Origin of the sequence: Streptomyces sp. NBC_00299, from assembly GCF_036173045.1 — a bacterium.
GTDB classification, from domain to species: Bacteria; Actinomycetota; Actinomycetes; order Streptomycetales; family Streptomycetaceae; genus Streptomyces; species Streptomyces machairae.
In genome coordinates this window covers 2,573,691-2,589,886 of the sequence record NZ_CP108039.1, presented here as the reverse complement: position 1 = coordinate 2,589,886, position 16,196 = coordinate 2,573,691, and the positions used below count along the sequence as shown (strand labels likewise).

Here is a 16,196-nt window from a genome sequence, read left to right as displayed (position 1 = left end):
TGCGGCGCCCGCTCCGGGCGGGCCGCTAACGCGTTCCTAACACCCTAACCGCCTGCACGTGATCACACCAGATGGCCTTTCACCTGCCGCAATGCACAACGAGCGGGTTCGTACACACCAAGGCGCGAGGTGTGCACGAACCCGCTCAGGAGCCGGGCCGCGGGGGCGGTCAGACGGTGGTCTTCACCGACTCCTGGTCTTCGTCGCCGTCGGTGATCTCACCCGCGTTGCGGGCGCGGACGAACTCCAGGAAGGAGTTGAGTTCGCGCTTGACGACCGGGGCGAGGAGGTACAGACCGATGATGTTGAAGACCGACAGCAGGAAGAGCGCGGAGTCGGCGAGGCTGATCAGCGAGTCGAGGGACATCAGGGCGCCCAGCACCACGAACAGGCTCCAGACGACCTTGAAGACGGTCTCGCTGGCCTTGCTCTTGCCGAACAGGTACGACCAGGCCTTGAGACCGTAGTAGCCCCAGGTCAGGATCGTGGAGAAGGCGAACAGCAGCACCGCGACGGTGAGCACGGCCGGGAACCAGGGCAGCACGGTCTCGAAGGCGTCGGAGGTGATGGTGACGCCGCCGATGCTCTCGCCGGCGCGGGCCTCGGCCCAGCTGGCCGGGTTGGCGATGACGATGGTCAGCGCGGTCATGGTGCAGATGACGACCGTGTCGATGAACGGCTCCAGCAGGGCGACCAGACCCTCGCTCGCGGGGTGCTTGGTCTTGACCGCGGAGTGGGCGATCGGGGCGGAGCCGAGACCGGCCTCGTTGGAGAACGCGGCGCGCTGGAAGCCGATGATCAGGGCACCGATCACACCGCCCGCGACGCCGTCGGCCTCGAAGGCGCCCTGCAGGATGGTCTGGAAGGCGTCCGGCACGTGGGTGACGTTGACCAGGATGACGACCAGGCAGGCCACGATGTAGATGCCGGCCATCGCGGGCACCAGCCGACTGGTGACCGAGGCGACGGACCGGATGCCGCCGAGCAGCACGAGGCCGACCAGCGCGGCGACGACCAGGCCGAAGAGGACGGCACCGGCGGAGGAGGCCAGGAAGCCGTCCTCGCCGCCGAAGGTCGAGGCGACCTGCGCGTAGCTCTGATTGGTCTGGAACAGGTTGCCGCCGAACAGGCCGAAGAAGAGGACCATGATCGAGGCGAGGACGGCGAGCACCTTGCCGAGCTTGGCGCCGCCGCTGCCGAAGCGCTCCTTGAGGCCCTTGGGCAGGTAGTGCATCGGGCCACCGGAGACGGTGCCGTCCGCATGCACCTCGCGGTACTTCACACCGAGGGTGACCTCGACGAACTTGGTGGCCATGCCGAGCAGGCCGCACAGGATCATCCAGAACGTGGCACCGGGGCCACCGATGGAGACGGCAACGGCCACGCCGGCGATGTTGCCCAGGCCGACGGTGCCGGAGACGGCGGCGGTCAGCGCCTGGAAGTGGTTGACCTCACCGACCGACCCCTTCTCGTCGTACTTCCCGCGCACCACGTCGACCGCAAGTCTGAACTTGCGGACCTGCACGAATCCGAACCAGCCGGTGAAGACCAGACCGGCGACGACGAGCCAGGCGACGATGAGAGGAAGGTCCGTTCCGCCGACCGGAACGGTGTAGAAGACAACTTCCCCGAGCCGCTCGGCTATGGGCTCGAAAAACTCGCTGACAGCTTTGTCGACGGAGTCGGTCATGGAGTCGAGTGACACAGTGGCTACCTCGATGGTGCAGAGGCCGGCGCCTGATTGCGCCAGCTGATGTGCAGTCTTGAGCGAGCGCCGTCGGCGGCTCTGGGGCGGGGCGGCACAGCCCGCAGACTCGCGATTACCGGCTGTCACCGATGCGTGCCGACACCGGCTGCGTGGCCGCCGAAACCGCCCGCCGACTGTCACTGAGCGTGCGGGCACTGACCTACCGCCTGGAACGCGTCCACACTCTGACCGGCACCGACCCCACCGACCCCGCACACCGCTACACCCTGCAGACCGCGGTCATCGGCGCCCGCCTGCTCGACTGGCCGACCAGACCCCTGTGACCCACAGACCCTCCAAGGCCAGCGTCTGACCGACGAAGGCGTCGCCAGCACAGTCGGCAAGGGGTGTGCCGGAAATCCCCCTCGGCAATTCACGAGATCTGACGTAAGCGCCGACCTGGCGAGTCCCGTGTTTGCCCACGCCTGGAGGATTCCGCGTAGGCGCTTGCCCTGCGCGACTCGGAACTGGAGCGGCCGGGTGAGAAGCACCGTCGGCGCCCAGGTGCCGGCCGGTAGTGGGTGTCGGGTACCGGCGGAAATGGGTACTGGGCCCGATGGTGATGCCGCAAGGCTGTGTGTGACAGTGTCATGGACCCTTATGCGTCTGTTCTCCGGTAGGAGGAGCCAGGGCGCCCGCGCCGGCCGTGCGAATTCCGGCGACGGCGTGGCCTGGCCTTGGCGCTGGTGGCCCGCTCTGCGGCGATGCGTCCCATGGCCATCGTCACCGCTCCCGTCCTGGACGGCGTCGCCTACCGCAAGTACGCACCGCGGCCGACGTGCTGCGACCGCGCAGTGTCCTGACGTACCCGGCGCCCGCTGGTCCGGCACCGCTGGCGCGGCCTTCAGCTGTCCGCATGGACCCCCGCCGGTCAGGGCAAACCCCTTGGTGAGCAAGTACCACGGCTCCGTGTCTGTTCCGCCCGGCGCTACAGAAGGTAGCTTGGTGGAGAAGGCCCCTGTAAGGAGGGCGGTTTGATGCCGTGGTTCCTGTGGCTGCTCGCCGCCGGGGTGCTGGGTGCTGCGGAGTTCTTCACCCTGACACTCGTTTTCGGGTTGCTGGCGGGCGCTGCGCTGGTGGCCGCCGTAGTCGCTGGTGTGGGCATCGGCGTTCTCGGCCAGCTCGTTGCCTTCGCGATAGCAGCGGGAGCGGGCCTCGTCATCGTCCGTCCGGTCGCGCTGCGGCATATGGCACAGCAGCCCCTCACACGCGAGGGCAGTGATGCGCTGATCGGCAAGCGGGCCGAGGTCATGCAGGAGGTCACCGCAACCCACGGCCTGATCAAACTCTCCGGCGAGGAGTGGTCCGCCCGCGCCCTCGACGAGAGCCTTGTGATCCCGGTGGGAGCACTGGTGGATGTGATGGAGATCGAAGGCGCCACAGCCATCGTCTACCCCCGCGAACTCCTTCCGTGAACGGCTGAGCACAAAGCAACGGAGGCACTGTGGATCCAGTTGTCATTCCCATTCTTGTGGCGGCCATTGTCGTTGTCTTCGTCGTGGCCTCCACCGTGCGGATCGTCCCGCAGGCACGTCGCTACAACATCGAGCGGTTCGGCCGATATCGCCGGACGCTGCAGCCCGGCCTGAACTTCGTCGTGCCGGTGGCGGACCGCATCAACACCAAACTCGACGTGCGCGAGCAGGTCTATTCCTCCGACCCCAGGCCGGTGATCACCGAGGACAACCTCGTAGTGAACATCGACACCGTTCTCTACTACCAGATCACGGACCCACGGGCCGCGGCCTACGAGGTCGCTGACTACCTGCAGGCGATCGATCAGCTCACCGTGACCACGCTGCGTAACGTCATCGGCAGCATGGACCTGGAGGAGACGCTCACCTCGCGTGAGGAGATCAACTCCCGGCTCCGTGCCGTCCTCGACGATGCCACCGGCAAGTGGGGCATCCGGGTCAACCGCGTCGAGATCAAGGCCATCGATCCACCGCACACCATCAAGGAAGCGATGGAGAAGCAGATGCGGGCCGAGCGTGACAAGCGCGCGGCCATCCTGCACGCCGAAGGGGAGAGGCAGGCCAAGATCCTGACCGCGGAAGGCACGAAGCAGAAGGACATCCTGGAGGCACAGGGCACGCAGCAAGCCATGATCTTGCGGGCGGACGGCGAGGCGAAGGCGGTGGAGCTCGTCTTCCAGGCCGTTCATCGCAACAACGCCGACCCGAAGATCCTGGCCTACAAGTACCTGGAGACGCTCCCGCACTTGGCGAGCAGCGACAACAACACCTTCTGGGTTATCCCGGGGGAGCTGACCGAGGCGGTGCGGACCGTCACCCGGGCGTTCGGTGACCAGCCGACGGCGGGTTCGCACACACCCGCGCAACGCGAGGAAGCAGCCACCGCCGACGCCGACGACACGTCGCACGAAAGCCGGGTTCCAGAGCTCGATACCGGCTCGGCGGCTTCGCTCGACGCCGCGGCGGCTGCTGACGAGGCCGAGAAGGAGGCCGCCGCCGCAGTGAGCGACGCCAAGGCGGAGGCAGCGGCCGCAATGTCGCCCCAGGTACCGCGCCGGGCGCAGACGTCCGGAGATTGAGCCCACCCTCGGGCTGTCGCAAGGACCGCCGTGACGCGAAGCGGCGGCGACAGACGCCACGGGCGACGACCCGCCGCGGCGCGCCGCCGACCTGCCGGCCTTCCCCCTCCTGGCTCGCGACCGGCAGTCGCTCCTGATCCCCCCGCGAGCACTTACCTGTTCGTGGCGACCATGAAGGCCAGCAGCAACACCGATGGGCGGAGTGCAGACCTGCCCATCCATCAGCTAGGTGTGGCCATTGCCTTCGGTGCCGCAGTAACCGGTGCGGCATGGCTGATCTCGCGCAGGCGCGCATGAAGCGGTGTGCCGTGAGCGGTCTGTTCCGGCCGGCCACGACGAACGGTCCCTGGACGCCCGGCCACGGCGCCTCGACTCCCGGCGATCAGTCACTTCCATACCGGGACCCATCACCCGGCCTACGGAGAACGGGAGCTGCACCGCTCGCTGCCGATGCTGCTGCGCGTTTTCGCACCAGATCCTCCCGACGGCCTGGTGCCTGCCGGCTGATGCTGCGGTATGCGGCCTTGCCGTAGCGGCCTCAGTCTCTGGCCTGGGGCGGCTCGGACGCCGGGTGCCCGGGTTGAGGGGACTGTGGGGGCGTGGGCGGGGCTGTGTCATTGGAGGGAGCCAGAGCCTCGCCCGGGATGACGCGGGGTGCCGCCCCTTCTCCGGCCTCGGTCTGTTCCCCGGTACTGGCGCGCTCCTCCTTCATGGCACGGGCCTCGGCTTTGAGGATGCGGGCCGACTTGCCTGCGGAGCGGGCGAGTTCGGGGAGCTTCTTGGCCGCGAGGACGGCTATGACGACGATGAGGATGACGGCGAGTTCGCTCAGTCCGAACATGCAGGTCCTGGCTTTCTCTTTCAGGGCCCGGGCCGGGCGCGGCGCGAGCATATCGAGCGGCGGGGGGACGACGGTGTCGCTGTCCGGGTTTGGTGTCGGCCACCGTGAGCCGGAGCGGCTGGGAGGCTGCGCAAGCCGCGCATACGGCTGGGGCCGCGATTACAGGTGGGGAGAGATCGACGGCAACAGGTCCTGGAACGTGCGGCCCACCGCGGGTTCGCCGATGGCCTTCATCTGCCAGCCGCTGCCGCTGCGGTGGACCTTCGCCATGATCTGGGCCGTGTGGTCGCCGCCGCCGGTGAGGGTGTAGCGGGCCAGCTCGGTTCCCGTGGTCTCGTCGACGAGGCGGCAGAAGGCGTTCTGCACTTGGGTGAACGTCTGGCCGGTGAAGGAGTTCACGGTGAAGACGATCTGGTCGATGTGGGCGGGGACCTTGGCCAGGTCTACGAGGATGGCCTCGTCGTCGCCTCCGGCGCCGGCGCCGCCGGTGAGGTTGTCTCCGGTGTGCCGGACCGAACCGTCGTCGCTGGTCAGGTGCTGGAAGAAGATGACGTCAGCGATCTGCCCGGAAGTGAACAGTACGGCGGAGGCGTCCAGGTCGATCTCACTGCCTCCAGTGAGCTTGGCCAGGAAGCCTTTGCGTGGTGCGGCCTGCCAGCCGAGGCCCATGCGTACGGAGGTCAGGCTGCTGCCGTCGGATTTGGTGAGGCTGATCTGCTCGCCCTTGCTCAGATCGACCGACATGGGGGTGCTCCTTCGGGTGTGTACGGCTCTTGTGTAGGGCTCTGTCGCGCGTTGAGGCGGCGGGTGGCGTCAGGGGATGTGCCGGACGGTGTCGTCGGGGCCAGCGGGTGAGGGCTTCGGGAGCGCGGCGCGAAGGAGTGGGTCCTCGCTGATGCGGCGTCTCAGGTGGGGCAGCATTCCGCGGTCGAGTAGCGCCTGTTGCCAGGTGATCCGTGCCTGTTCCAGGCGGTCGGCTGAGGGGACACCGCCTCGTTGCTGTAGGGCAGTGCGCAGGAGGGCGGTCAGGGCGGTCAGGGTGCTCACCGCCGCGATGAGCGCGAGCACCCAGCCCGCGGTGACGAGTGAGGCGGGCAAGCTGCCCGATATCTCGGCGAGTTGGAGAACGTAGCCGAGCAGGAGCAGGATAGCCGCGGACGTGGCGGCCACCAGCGGCGTGAGCACGCTGAGCGCCGACAGCAGGGTGGCTTTGCTCGGCGGGTGCTCCGGACCGTGCGGGGCGGACGATCGTACGGCGCGGTAGGCGTCGTAGGAATCGCCCGACTCCGCCGTGATCTCGTCGGCGGCTTCGAGGGCGTGGGTGCGGAGATGCCTGGCCGCCTGGCCGGTGGGGTCGGCGAGAAGGGCTGCGCGGATGTCCGCGGTGCTCAGTGCGAGATGCAGTACCGCTTCGAAGTCCGCGCGGTCCTCCGGGCGGAGGCGGTGCGGGCCGGCCACGTGGGTCTCCTCGTCGGTTGCTGAGGCGGTCGCAGAGGGAGGCGCGGTGTGGGACTGCTTCGACGGCGCGACCACCGGACCTGTTCCTGAGCGACAGGTCCGGTGGTGCCATGCCTGTCCCTGTCAGACGTTGACGCCGAAGTCGGAGGCGATGCCGGCCAGGCCGGAGGCGTATCCCTGGCCGACGGCGCGGAACTTCCACTCCGGGCCGTTGCGGTAGAGCTCGCCGAAGACCATGGCGGTCTCGGTGGCGGCGTCCTCGGACAGGTCGTAGCGGGCGATCTCGGCGCCGCCGGCCTGGTTGACGACGCGGATGAAGGCCCCTCGGACCTGGCCGAAGCTGTGGCCGCGGTTCTCGGCGTCGTGGATGGACACCGGGAAGACGATCCGGTCGACCTCGGCCGGTACGGCCGCGAGGTTCACCTTGACGACCTCGTCGTCACCCTCGCCCTCACCGGTGAGGTTGTCCCCGGTGTGCTCGACCGAACCGTCCGGGCTCTTCAGGTTGTTGAAGAAGACGAAGTGCTGGTCCGACGGGACCTTCCCGGAGGCGTCGAGGAGCAGCGCGGAGGCGTCGAGGTCGTAGTCGGTGCCTGTGGTCGTGCGCACGTCCCAGCCCAGACCGACCAGGACGGCGGTCAGGCCCGGTGCCTCCTTGCTGAGCGAGACATTGCCACCCTTGGACAGGGAAACTCCCACGACGTACTCCTTCTCGGCAGGTGCGGTCACGGTCCGCGGCGCGGACCCGGATCAAGAATCTACAGCACTGTAGAGAAAGTGAAAGGATGGCGGGGCCGGGTGGCAGACGCAGCGAGCGTGACCCATCTGCGGGGCACTGGCCCCGAAGCGGTCTGTCAGTCCTGTGAGTTGCCGAACGGCAGGCGGTAGCCGATCAGCAGCGCGAGTGCACCGGCGATGGCCGAGCCCCGGCGCGCGGCGTCGAAGAACTCCCGCTGCACCTCCAGTCGAGGGGCTCCGGCGACAGCCAGCCGCCCGCGAAGGCGCCGGCGATGCCGATGACCGTCGTGCCGATACAGCCCCGCGGATCCCGGGCAGGCGGGCCCTGACGATCGCGCCGGCGGGAAGGCCCGGAATCAGCCATGCGATGACACCCGTTTTTCTTGTTCCCTTCGGCCTGCCCGACTGTCCTGGCTTCTGGCGGGCGGTGCCGAGCACCGTAGCTTCTACAATTATGTAGAGGATTTGGTGGTGGGCTGGTGCGGACTCCTTGGGAGGCACGGAGTTGCTCCGGGCGTCTATACGATGTCCGCCCGGGAAACGGGATGATGGCGGAAGGGAGGCAGGGTGTGACGGATCACCGGCAGCGTCCCCGGCGGCGGGGGCAGGGCGAACTGGAGGCACAGGTCCTGTCGGCGCTCGGCGAGGCGGACGGTCCGGCGACCGCGGGCTGGGTGCAGGAGCGTCTGGGCGGGGATCTTGCCTATACGACGGTGATCACGATCCTGACCCGGCTGCTGGCCAAGGGGGCGGTCACACGGGAGCGGGCGGGCCGTTCCTTCGCCTGGACGCCCACGTCGGACCAGGCGGGCCTGGCCGCCGGGAAGATGCGCCGGGTGCTGGACGCCGAGAACGACCGGGAAGCGGTGCTGGCCAGCTTCGTCACCGGCCTCGGCCCGGACGACGAGCGGCTGCTGCGCGAACTGCTGGGTCAGCCGCTGAGCGAAGGGGAAGACTGACATCTCATGGGGGTCTTCGTCTTTCTGCCGCTGGTCCTGCCGTTAACGGCGTGGCCGATCGCGCGCCTCGCCGAGCAGCGTCTGCATCCAAGGACCGCGACGCGGCTGCTGACCGGAGTGGCCGCGGTGATGGGCACGTGCAGCACGGTGTGCCTGGGGCTGGTCATGGTGGTCGGCACCGCCCAGCTGCCCGGCAACCCTCTGCCGGACGGCTGGTCGGACCCCGAGGTGCGCGCGGCGGTCCCGTACGACGAGGTCGCGGGCAAGGCGGCCATCCCCGCGCTCGTCGCGGTGATCGTGGCCTGCGGCCGGACCTTGTGGCGGCACGGCCGGGTGCGACGGCGCGCCCACCACGCGCTGGCAGGGCTGCCGGGTACGGAAGTGGCCGTCCTACCCGATGGCGTCCCGTACGCGTACGCGCTGCCGGGCGGCCGACGGGACCGGGTGGTGGTGACCACGGCCCTGCTGGACTGCCTGGAACCGGATGAGCGCAGGGCGCTGTTCGCCCATGAGCGGGCGCATCTGACCGCCCGGCACCATCGCTTCCTGCTCACCGTTCAACTGGCCGCGCGCGCTAACCCGTTCCTGCGACCACTGCGTACCGCCGTGGCGTACACCGCGGAGCGATGGGCGGACGAGGAAGCGGCCCGGGCGGTCGGCAGTCGGCGGGCCGTTGCGTGCGCGATCGGCAAGGCGGCCCTCGTGTCGCGCGGGACGCCGGTGCCCACATTCGCGGGGCTCGCGGCACCCGGGCCGGTGCCGCGCCGGGTGGCGGCCCTGCTCGGGCCCGCTCCGGTGGTGCGCAGCTGGCCGTCGGTGTTCACGTCGGTGGGCCTTGCCGCGTGGGGTGCGGCCGCGGGAACCGCTGTATCGGCAATGTCGTCAGCGAACTCCGCCGTGACGATGGTCCTCATCCTGCATGCGGCGACGCCCCTCTGACCCGCAGGGGCTGTTCGGTCAGGCGTAGGCCCGAAGCATCGAGAGTCTGGTGACGAGCCTTTCCATGGGGCGACGCCCGAAGACGGACGAACAGCACCAGACAGTCGGTCAGAATGCTGGCCAGGCGAGTCCGGGCCCGTCTCCGTCCCGTCTCGCCCCTTACTTGGCAGGTTGCCGATTTCAGTTCTGCCCCAGCGGATTCGTCTGATGTCGACGCCGAGGAGTTCGAGCAGGCGGAGCTGGCTGAGGCATTGGTCGCGCCGGAGCCGGAGGCCGGACAGTGCGGTCCAGGAGTGCGCGGCTGACGAGAATGTGGCCGATCGGCTCTTCGCGGCCGGCGTGGACGTGGGGGAACCGCTGTCGGCGCCTCGGCTCCCCATCCGCTCCGGCACACGGCCCGGAGGCGGCCGAGGCTGAATGGAACGCCTCCCTGGGGGAGAAGCTCCAGGGGGCGACGCCGGTCCTCGTGGTGGCCCGCCGCGACCGGGAGGGGGGATCGGCTCCTGCAGGGGGCCGAGAGCACGATGCTGGCCAGCGTCCGGCGCTGGCCGGGATCGCGGCCGTGCGGACGGGCAGTGTGCCGGGCGGCGGCCCCTGGGTGCCGGCCCGGCACATGTGCCGTTTGTTGGTCAGAGATCGAACTCGTGCGGCGGCAGGTCGAGAGTGAAGCACGCTTCTCGGACCACAGCCTGCTCGTCCTTGTCGAAGTCGCCGTCGGCGCCGCCGATGACGATGCCGATCTGGATGACGGCACGCGCCTCGGCGGGCTTCTTCTTCGCCTTGGCGATCTCCTGAAGGACGCTGACCTTGCCGAAGTCGAAGTCGGTGGTGAGCTTGTTGAGGTTGTCCTCGAAGCGCCGCTGCAGGTCCATGGCGTCGAAGTTCTGCAGCACCTCGTTGGAGGCGATCAGCTGCGCCACCCGCTGCCGTTCGGAGGGGTCGACGGTGCCGTCGGCGGCGGCGACGAGCGCGCACATGGCCATGCTCGCGTCGCGGAAGGCGCCGCTCTTGAGGTCGTTCTTCTTCGCAGTGAGCTGGGTCTGCATCTGCGATGCGGACTCCTTGAGGCGGTCCCACAGGGCCATGAGAACTCCGTACGTGTCGGAAGGACGCCCGGACGGAGGCGCTCCGGACAGCATTTCTTCTACAGCAACGTAGAAGCTACCAGCAGGGTGCGAAGCGGAGAGCCGCTCCGCACCCTGCCGCGCATCCTTTACCGGGTGCTGTCGGGGGGCATCAGCTCTCTTCTTCCTCGTCGCCCTCGAAGAAGTCCCCGACCTCGTCGACGACTTCGGCAGCCACCATGCCGCCGACGACGCCGATCGCGAGCCCGGCCGCACCCGCTGCGACGGCGGTGCCCATGCCAGGTCCAGAGCGGTGCCCGTTGTGGTCGTGGTCATCGTGCCCGTTGTGCCCGCCGCGGCCGTACGCGGGGTGAGAGCCGTACGACGCCCGGTGCTCGACCAGGTGCCGGATCCAGCCGTCGACTTCGGTGTTCCAGTCCCGTACGTCGTGGTGTCCGACCGTGAAGCGGGTCAGTGCGTCGTGCCCTCCGGTGAAGAAGCCGCCACGCTTGTCGGCCTCCAGGATCACCTCGACGCCGGCGGGGTTCGAGAGGAAGGTCAGTTCGATCTCGTTGACCTGGTGCGCGTACTGCGGGGACGGGGTGAGTTCGATCTCCTGGTAGAAGGGCAGCTGTTGCCCGGTGCCGCTGATGCGGCCGTACTCCAGGTCGGCGGAACGGAAGCCGAACCCGAGCTGTCCGAGGGCCTCCAGGATCGCCTCCTGCACGGGCAGCGGGCCCACGGTCAGCTGGTCGAGGTCGCCCTTGTCCTTCGCGCCGGCCACCGCCAGCTCGGTGCGCACGCCGAGTACGATGCCCAGCGGCTGGCCGTACAGCTCGGTGACCGGGGTCTCCCACGGCAGCGTCACCGCGAACGCCATGCCGCGCTCCTCACCTGCCGCGAGCCGGAAGCCCCCGCCCACGGTGAACCGGTCGAAGATAACGACACCCTCGCTCTCCCCGTCGTCGTGCTCGGCCTCCACCCGAGCCACCAGTTCCAGGGTGATCTGCTCGATGCCGAAGTCGGCGTCGCCGCCCTTGAGGCGGACCTCCCCCGACAGACTGCCGCCCGGCCGGGTCGGGCCCGGCGTGAGGACTGTGTCCACCGTGGGCCCGCCCACGCCGAGCGAACCAAGCAGCCGTTTGAACACCATCGCGGCGTCCACTCCTTTACATGCGTCCGTCATGCGCGTCTGTCGCGTGGAACAACCCGGCAGGCCCGGACGTTCTCTACACGCGAGTAGAAGCATAGGGTGGACGGACCCGCCGAAGGCGGCGTCACGACCCCGGATGCGGGAAAGTCCGAAAACCGCCGCAAACTCGCGGCCGCCAAGGACTTGACCGGCAGACTTTGCTTGACCTTTACCATGAGGGAGAGAGGGCTGACACCCTCCCGACCTGTCGCACCGAACCGACCCGTCTACCGAAGACTTCGTCCCGAAAAGGAGCCAGAGTCCCGCAATGGGTGAGCCTCCCAGTACCGGCCGTGCCATGCCCTGCCCAGGTCACAGACTTGAGGGAACGGGGGTGGCACGGTGACCGAGGTCCTGCTGCTCCTGCTGGCCCTCCTTCTCACACTGGCCTGCGCACTCTTCGTCGCCGCCGAGTTTTCCCTGACCACCGTCGAGCGCGGTGACCTGGAGCGGGCCGCCGCGGCGGGCGAACGCGGAGCCGAAGGCGCGCTGAAGGCCGTACGCCATCTGACCGTTCAGCTGTCCGGCGCCCAGCTCGGCATCACCGTCACCTCGCTGGTGATCGGCATGCTCGCCGAGCCATCGCTCGCGGCGCTGCTACGCGGGCCGCTGGATGCGGTCGGCCTCGGCGGCGCGGCATCCTCCGTCGCGACCGTGCTGGGTGTGGCCGTGTCGACCGTGGTGCTGATGGTGGTCGGCGAGCTGGTGCCGAAGAACTGGGCGATCTCCCGCCCGCTCGCCGTCGCCAAGGTGGTGGCCGGCCCGCAGCGCGGCTTCACGGCCGCCTTCGGCCCGTTCATCCGACACCTGAACAACACCGCCAACCGTTTCGTACGCCGCTTCGGCCTGGAGCCCGCCGAGGAACTGGCCTCCGCCCGCAGCGCCGAGGAACTGGTCGCGCTCGCCCAGCACTCCGCCGCCGAAGGCGCGCTGGAGGCCGACTCCGCCGAACTTTTTGTACGCACGCTGCACCTGGGCGAGCTGACCGCCGAGAACGTGATGACCCCGCGGGTCGACGTCAAGGCCCTCGAAGCGCACGCCACGGCCGCGGACGCGGCGAACCTCACCCACGCCACCGGCCTGTCCCGCTTCCCGGTCTACCGCGACAGCCTGGACGAGGTCATCGGCACCGTCCACATCCGGGACGTGCTCGCGCTGGCCCCGGAGAAGCGCGCGGTCACCCCGGTCACCGAACTGGCCACTGAGCCCCTGCTGGTTCCCGACAGCCTCACCGCCGACCGGCTGCTGGAGCGGTTGCGCTCCACCCGCACCATGGCCGTGGTCATCGACGAGTACGGCGGCACGGCGGGCGTGGCGACGATGGAGGACATCGTCGAGGAGGTCGTCGGCGAGGTCCGCGACGAGCACGACCCCTTCGAGGTGCCGGACCTGCAGACCGCACCGGCCGCAGCCGACGGCCGCGCGGCATGGGAGGCGGACGGCTCCGTCCGCATCGACCAGCTCGCCGCGATAGGACTGACGGCACCGGACGGCCCGTACGAGACCGTGGCCGGTCTGGTCGCCACCCGCCTCGCGCGCATCCCCGCCAAGGGGGACGTCCTGGAACTGGACGACGGCTGGCGCATGGATGTCCTCGACGTCGACCACCACCGCGCCGACCGTGTCCGTATCACCGGGCCCGCCCAGATCCCGGTCCAGGCGGGAGCGACGGGGGAGGAGTCCCGATGACCGTGCTGCAACTCGCCATCGGCGCCCTGACCCTGCTGACCAACGCCTTCTTCGTCGGGGCCGAGTTCGCCCTGATCTCCGTGCGCCGCAGCCAGATCGAGCCCCGCGCAAAGCAGGGCCATGCGCGGGCCCGGATGACCATGTGGGCCCTGGAGCACCTCTCCGCGATGATGGCCACCGCCCAGCTCGGCATCACCGTTTCCTCGCTGGTGCTGGGCGCGGTCGCCGAACCGGCCATCGCCCACCTGCTGGAGCCCGCCTTCGAGACGGCCCACATCCCGCACGGCCTGGTGCACCCGATCGCGTTCGTCATCGCGCTCAGCGTGGCGACGTATCTGCACATGCTGATCGGCGAGATGGTTCCGAAGAACATCGCGCTGGCAGCGCCGGTCGAAACGGCCCTGCTGCTCGGCCCGCCACTGGTGGCCCTCACCCGAGCGCTGCGGCCGGTCGTGTTCGGCATCAACGCTTTCGCGAACATCCTGTTGAAGCTGCTACGTGTGGAACCGAAGGACGAGGTGGAGTCGGTCTTCACCGATGACCAACTCGCCCGCATGGTCCTCGACTCCAGCGCGGCCGGACTGCTCTCACCCGCCGACGGCGAACGGCTGCGCGACGCGCTGGAACTGGGCACCCGCCCGGTCGGCGAAATCCTCGTCCTCGCCCAGCGGATGCACACCGTCGACCACTCCATCACCCCGGCCGAACTGGAGCGGACGGCCGCCGCAGTTGGCTACTCGCGCTTCCCTGTCACCGGCCCGAACGGCACCTTGCTGGGCTACCTGCACATCAAGGACACCCTCGGCATCGCCGACCGCGACCAGCCGTTCCCGCGCGGTGCCCTGCACCCCGTCACCCGGGTCCGCATCGACACGCCGCTGGACGACACCCTGACCGCCCTGCGCGCCGACGGCAGCCACTTGGCCGCCGTGACCGGCGAAGGGGGAGCGGTCCTTGGCTTCGTGACCATGGAGGACGTTCTGTCCGAACTGGTCGGCCCGGCGCCGGCCACGGCCTGATAGCCCATGACGAGGGGGTAGCCGGTCAGCGTGACCGCGATGTTGAGGTGCACCGGCAGCATGGCAGGCTCCTCGCGGTCAGGTGGGCTAAGGCCCGGTCGTTGCTGGCGTCGCGTCCGATGTACCGGGGCGGTGGGTGCGACGGCGGAAGGGAAGGCGTACGTGGGCCGTGACCGGATGCTTGGAGGGGATCGTCGCGCCGTCGAGGCGTCCGGCGATGATCTCTTCCAGCGGGTCCCACTCGTTGTGTGAATTGACCGGCGAGACCAAAGGCTCCGCACGGTTGTCAATCGTGGCCGATAGCGCGGACATCACGCGCAATGCGCTGCCCACTCGGGGCACAGCGGCCGTGCGACCGGGCACTCACCCAGTCCCGGAGTTTGCACATGACCGAGATCGAGTGGGCGTCGCCGTCCCCAGAACCGAGGAATCGCCGGCCTGGGTGCTCTGTCACTTCGCCTCCCACTTTCTCGCGTACTGCTGGGGCTGTCAGGTTGATCACTGCCCGCGACGAGCGCGGGACTCGGAGGCCCACCGTGAGTCCCGGCCCCCGGCCGCGATCGGCGGCCGTGGGCCTGGCGTCCTGCCTGGAGGTCAGTGGTCCTGGTGGTTGCTGTGCTCTGGCTGCTCCAGGTGATCGGGGCAGTCGGGGTTGTGACAGGGGCCCGGGCCCCACACCGGCACGAAGATTCCGAGAGTCTTGTGCCGTCTCTTGATGGTCATATCGAGGGGCTGCTTGCAGACCGGGCACACAAGCGTCCCTCGGGGACTCGTCTCATGCGCGGCTTTGCTCATTCTTTAACAATAAGCGGTCTGGCCGGAGAAGGGGATGGGCCACAGGCTGCTCACCGCCGCGTTGCTTCAGTGCGCCGGCCGGGGTGGATCATCGGGCTGCTGGTCCTGCTCAGCATGTGCGTCACCGGGTCCGGGGTTCTCGGATGGCGTGTCTGACAGGGAGGGTGCCTTCTCGTCCTGAGCTGTCGGAGCCAGATTGGGTGGGACGGGCCGCCGCAGGCTGAACACGACGGAAGCGGCCAGAACAACGACGATGACCGCCAAGCTGATCGGTGAGGGTATCTCCGGGATGCTGGGACTGATCACCTTGTGGGACGCCTGGAGAATGAGCTTGACACCGATGAAGGCCAGGATGATCGCGAGGCCCATGTTCAGATAGTGGAAGCGGTCCAGCAGGCCCGCGAGCATGAAGTACAGGGCACGCAGGCCCAGGATGGCGAACGCGTTGCTGGTGTAGACGATGAAGGCGTCGTCGCTGACGGCGAGGACGGCGGGCACGCTGTCGACGGCGAAGATCAGGTCGGCGGCCTCGATCGCGGCGACCACCGCGAGGAGTGGGGTGGCCACGCGCTTGCCGGCCTCCTTGACGAAGAACTTCGCGTCGGCGTACTCGTCCCGGACCGGCATGATCTTGCGGAGCATGCGCACAGCGAAGCTCTTGCCGGGGTCGAAGCTCTCCTCCTCGTCCTTGAGGAGCTTGTAGGTGCTGTAGAAGAGGACGGCGGCGAAGGCGAACAGCACCGCGGTGAAGCGGCTGACGACGGCGACACCGAGGGAGAGGAAGATCCCGCGGAAGACCAGTGCGCCGATCACGCCGAAGAACAGGACCCGGTGCTGGTAGGCGCGAGGCACCTTGAAGTAGGCGAAGATCACGGCGAAGACGAACAGGTTGTCCACCGACAGGCTCTTCTCCAGCAGCCACGCGGTGGTGTACTCGGTGCCGGCCGTCGGGCCGAGGGCGAGGAAGACGACGCCGCCGAAGATCAGAGCGAGGCTCACCCACAGGGCGCTCCACGCGGCAGCTTCCTTGAAGCCGATGACGTGCGCTGTGCGGTGGGCCAGCAGGTCCACCGCCAGCGACACCACCACCGTCGCGGCGAAGGCTCCCCACAGCCAGAACGGGACCTCAAGCACAACCCGTCACCTTCTCAGCGGCCCACGCTGATACGGGCCCCTATACGGGAGTCTGCGGCATTTCACT

General features: G+C 68.7%; 14 protein-coding genes and 3 pseudogenes. 7 read left to right on the top strand and 10 right to left on the bottom strand.

Annotated elements, in window-relative coordinates:
• Positions 1 to 169: 169 nt before the first annotated feature.
• Positions 170 to 1,705: an alanine/glycine:cation symporter family protein gene (locus OHT51_RS11290; protein WP_328878785.1), complete on the bottom strand. Its 1,536-nt coding sequence runs from the start codon at positions 1,703 to 1,705 to the stop codon at positions 170 to 172.
• Positions 1,706 to 1,845: 140 nt separating this feature from the next.
• On the opposite strand from OHT51_RS11290, the pseudogene OHT51_RS11285 reads away from it, so the two are divergent.
• From OHT51_RS11285 to OHT51_RS11275, 3 genes and pseudogenes are all read left to right on the top strand, one after another.
• Positions 1,846 to 2,031, top strand: a pseudogene (locus tag OHT51_RS11285) (helix-turn-helix domain-containing protein); the annotation flags it as partial.
• Positions 2,032 to 2,724: 693 nt separating this feature from the next.
• Positions 2,725 to 3,162 carry an NfeD family protein gene (locus OHT51_RS11280; protein ID WP_328878784.1) on the top strand — a complete coding sequence of 146 codons (438 nt, stop codon included), beginning with the start codon at positions 2,725 to 2,727 and terminating at the stop codon, positions 3,160 to 3,162.
• Positions 3,163 to 3,191: 29 nt separating this feature from the next.
• On the top strand, positions 3,192 to 4,301 hold the full coding sequence (locus tag OHT51_RS11275) for an SPFH domain-containing protein (RefSeq protein WP_328878783.1): 1,110 nt from the start codon (positions 3,192 to 3,194) through the stop codon (positions 4,299 to 4,301).
• A 538-nt stretch (positions 4,302 to 4,839) separates the two neighbouring features.
• On the opposite strand, the gene OHT51_RS11270 is transcribed toward OHT51_RS11275, so the two are convergent.
• The 5 genes and pseudogenes from OHT51_RS11270 to OHT51_RS11250 all read right to left on the bottom strand — a co-directional run bounded on the left by OHT51_RS11270 (position 4,840) and on the right by OHT51_RS11250 (position 7,707).
• Complete coding sequence (locus OHT51_RS11270; protein WP_328878782.1) at positions 4,840 to 5,142, bottom strand: twin-arginine translocase TatA/TatE family subunit; 303 nt, start codon at positions 5,140 to 5,142, stop codon at positions 4,840 to 4,842.
• 159 nt (positions 5,143 to 5,301) lie between these two features.
• Positions 5,302 to 5,886 carry a TerD family protein gene (locus OHT51_RS11265; protein WP_328878781.1) on the bottom strand — a complete coding sequence of 195 codons (585 nt, stop codon included), beginning with the start codon at positions 5,884 to 5,886 and terminating at the stop codon, positions 5,302 to 5,304.
• Positions 5,887 to 5,955: 69 nt separating this feature from the next.
• Positions 5,956 to 6,600 carry a hypothetical protein gene (locus OHT51_RS11260; RefSeq protein WP_328878780.1) on the bottom strand — a complete coding sequence of 215 codons (645 nt, stop codon included), beginning with the start codon at positions 6,598 to 6,600 and terminating at the stop codon, positions 5,956 to 5,958.
• Between the two features lie 123 nt (positions 6,601 to 6,723).
• Positions 6,724 to 7,299, bottom strand: coding sequence for a TerD family protein (locus OHT51_RS11255; RefSeq protein ID WP_328878779.1), 576 nt, complete (start codon positions 7,297 to 7,299; stop codon positions 6,724 to 6,726).
• A 155-nt stretch (positions 7,300 to 7,454) separates the two neighbouring features.
• A pseudogene (locus tag OHT51_RS11250) lies at positions 7,455 to 7,707 on the bottom strand (GlsB/YeaQ/YmgE family stress response membrane protein).
• Positions 7,708 to 7,907: 200 nt separating this feature from the next.
• On the opposite strand from OHT51_RS11250, the gene OHT51_RS11245 reads away from it, so the two are divergent.
• Positions 7,908 to 8,297, top strand: a complete 390-nt coding sequence (locus tag OHT51_RS11245) for a BlaI/MecI/CopY family transcriptional regulator (protein WP_328878778.1) — start codon at positions 7,908 to 7,910, stop codon at positions 8,295 to 8,297.
• Between the two features lie 6 nt (positions 8,298 to 8,303).
• Entirely contained in the window at positions 8,304 to 9,236 is a 933-nt protein-coding gene (locus OHT51_RS11240; RefSeq protein WP_328878777.1) for a M56 family metallopeptidase, read from the top strand.
• Between the two features lie 629 nt (positions 9,237 to 9,865).
• Here OHT51_RS11240 and OHT51_RS11235 read toward each other — a convergent pair.
• Complete coding sequence (locus OHT51_RS11235) at positions 9,866 to 10,321, bottom strand: tellurite resistance TerB family protein (protein ID WP_328878776.1); 456 nt, start codon at positions 10,319 to 10,321, stop codon at positions 9,866 to 9,868.
• Positions 10,322 to 10,472: 151 nt separating this feature from the next.
• Positions 10,473 to 11,453, bottom strand: a complete 981-nt coding sequence (locus OHT51_RS11230; protein WP_328878775.1) for a sporulation protein — start codon at positions 11,451 to 11,453, stop codon at positions 10,473 to 10,475.
• 381 nt (positions 11,454 to 11,834) lie between these two features.
• Here OHT51_RS11230 and OHT51_RS11225 point away from each other — a divergent pair, with 381 nt between their 5' ends.
• Both OHT51_RS11225 and OHT51_RS11220 read left to right on the top strand, forming a co-directional pair.
• Entirely contained in the window at positions 11,835 to 13,181 is a 1,347-nt protein-coding gene (locus OHT51_RS11225; protein ID WP_328878774.1) for a hemolysin family protein, read from the top strand.
• Positions 13,178 to 14,200, top strand: coding sequence for a hemolysin family protein (locus OHT51_RS11220; protein ID WP_328878773.1), 1,023 nt, complete (start codon positions 13,178 to 13,180; stop codon positions 14,198 to 14,200). The genes OHT51_RS11225 and OHT51_RS11220 overlap by 4 nt, the downstream gene beginning before the upstream one ends.
• A 171-nt stretch (positions 14,201 to 14,371) precedes the next feature.
• Here OHT51_RS11220 and OHT51_RS11215 read toward each other — a convergent pair.
• Both OHT51_RS11215 and OHT51_RS11210 read right to left on the bottom strand, forming a co-directional pair.
• Positions 14,372 to 14,512 (bottom strand): annotated as a pseudogene (locus OHT51_RS11215) (amidinotransferase); the annotation flags it as partial.
• A gap of 549 nt (positions 14,513 to 15,061) precedes the next feature.
• Positions 15,062 to 16,129 carry a TerC family protein gene (locus OHT51_RS11210; RefSeq protein ID WP_328878772.1) on the bottom strand — a complete coding sequence of 356 codons (1,068 nt, stop codon included), beginning with the start codon at positions 16,127 to 16,129 and terminating at the stop codon, positions 15,062 to 15,064.
• Between the last annotated feature and the right edge of the window lie 67 nt (positions 16,130 to 16,196).

Coding starts and splice junctions, on each gene's coding strand:
- OHT51_RS11235 (WP_328878776.1), bottom strand. CDS start 10,321: ATGGCCCTGTGGGACCGCCTCAAGGAGTCCGCATCGCAGATGCAGACC.
- OHT51_RS11220 (WP_328878773.1), top strand. CDS start 13,178: ATGACCGTGCTGCAACTCGCCATCGGCGCCCTGACCCTGCTGACCAAC.
- OHT51_RS11240 (WP_328878777.1), top strand. CDS start 8,304: ATGGGGGTCTTCGTCTTTCTGCCGCTGGTCCTGCCGTTAACGGCGTGG.
- OHT51_RS11230 (WP_328878775.1), bottom strand. CDS start 11,453: ATGGTGTTCAAACGGCTGCTTGGTTCGCTCGGCGTGGGCGGGCCCACG.
- OHT51_RS11280 (WP_328878784.1), top strand. CDS start 2,725: ATGCCGTGGTTCCTGTGGCTGCTCGCCGCCGGGGTGCTGGGTGCTGCG.
- OHT51_RS11265 (WP_328878781.1), bottom strand. CDS start 5,886: ATGTCGGTCGATCTGAGCAAGGGCGAGCAGATCAGCCTCACCAAATCC.
- OHT51_RS11270 (WP_328878782.1), bottom strand. CDS start 5,142: ATGTTCGGACTGAGCGAACTCGCCGTCATCCTCATCGTCGTCATAGCC.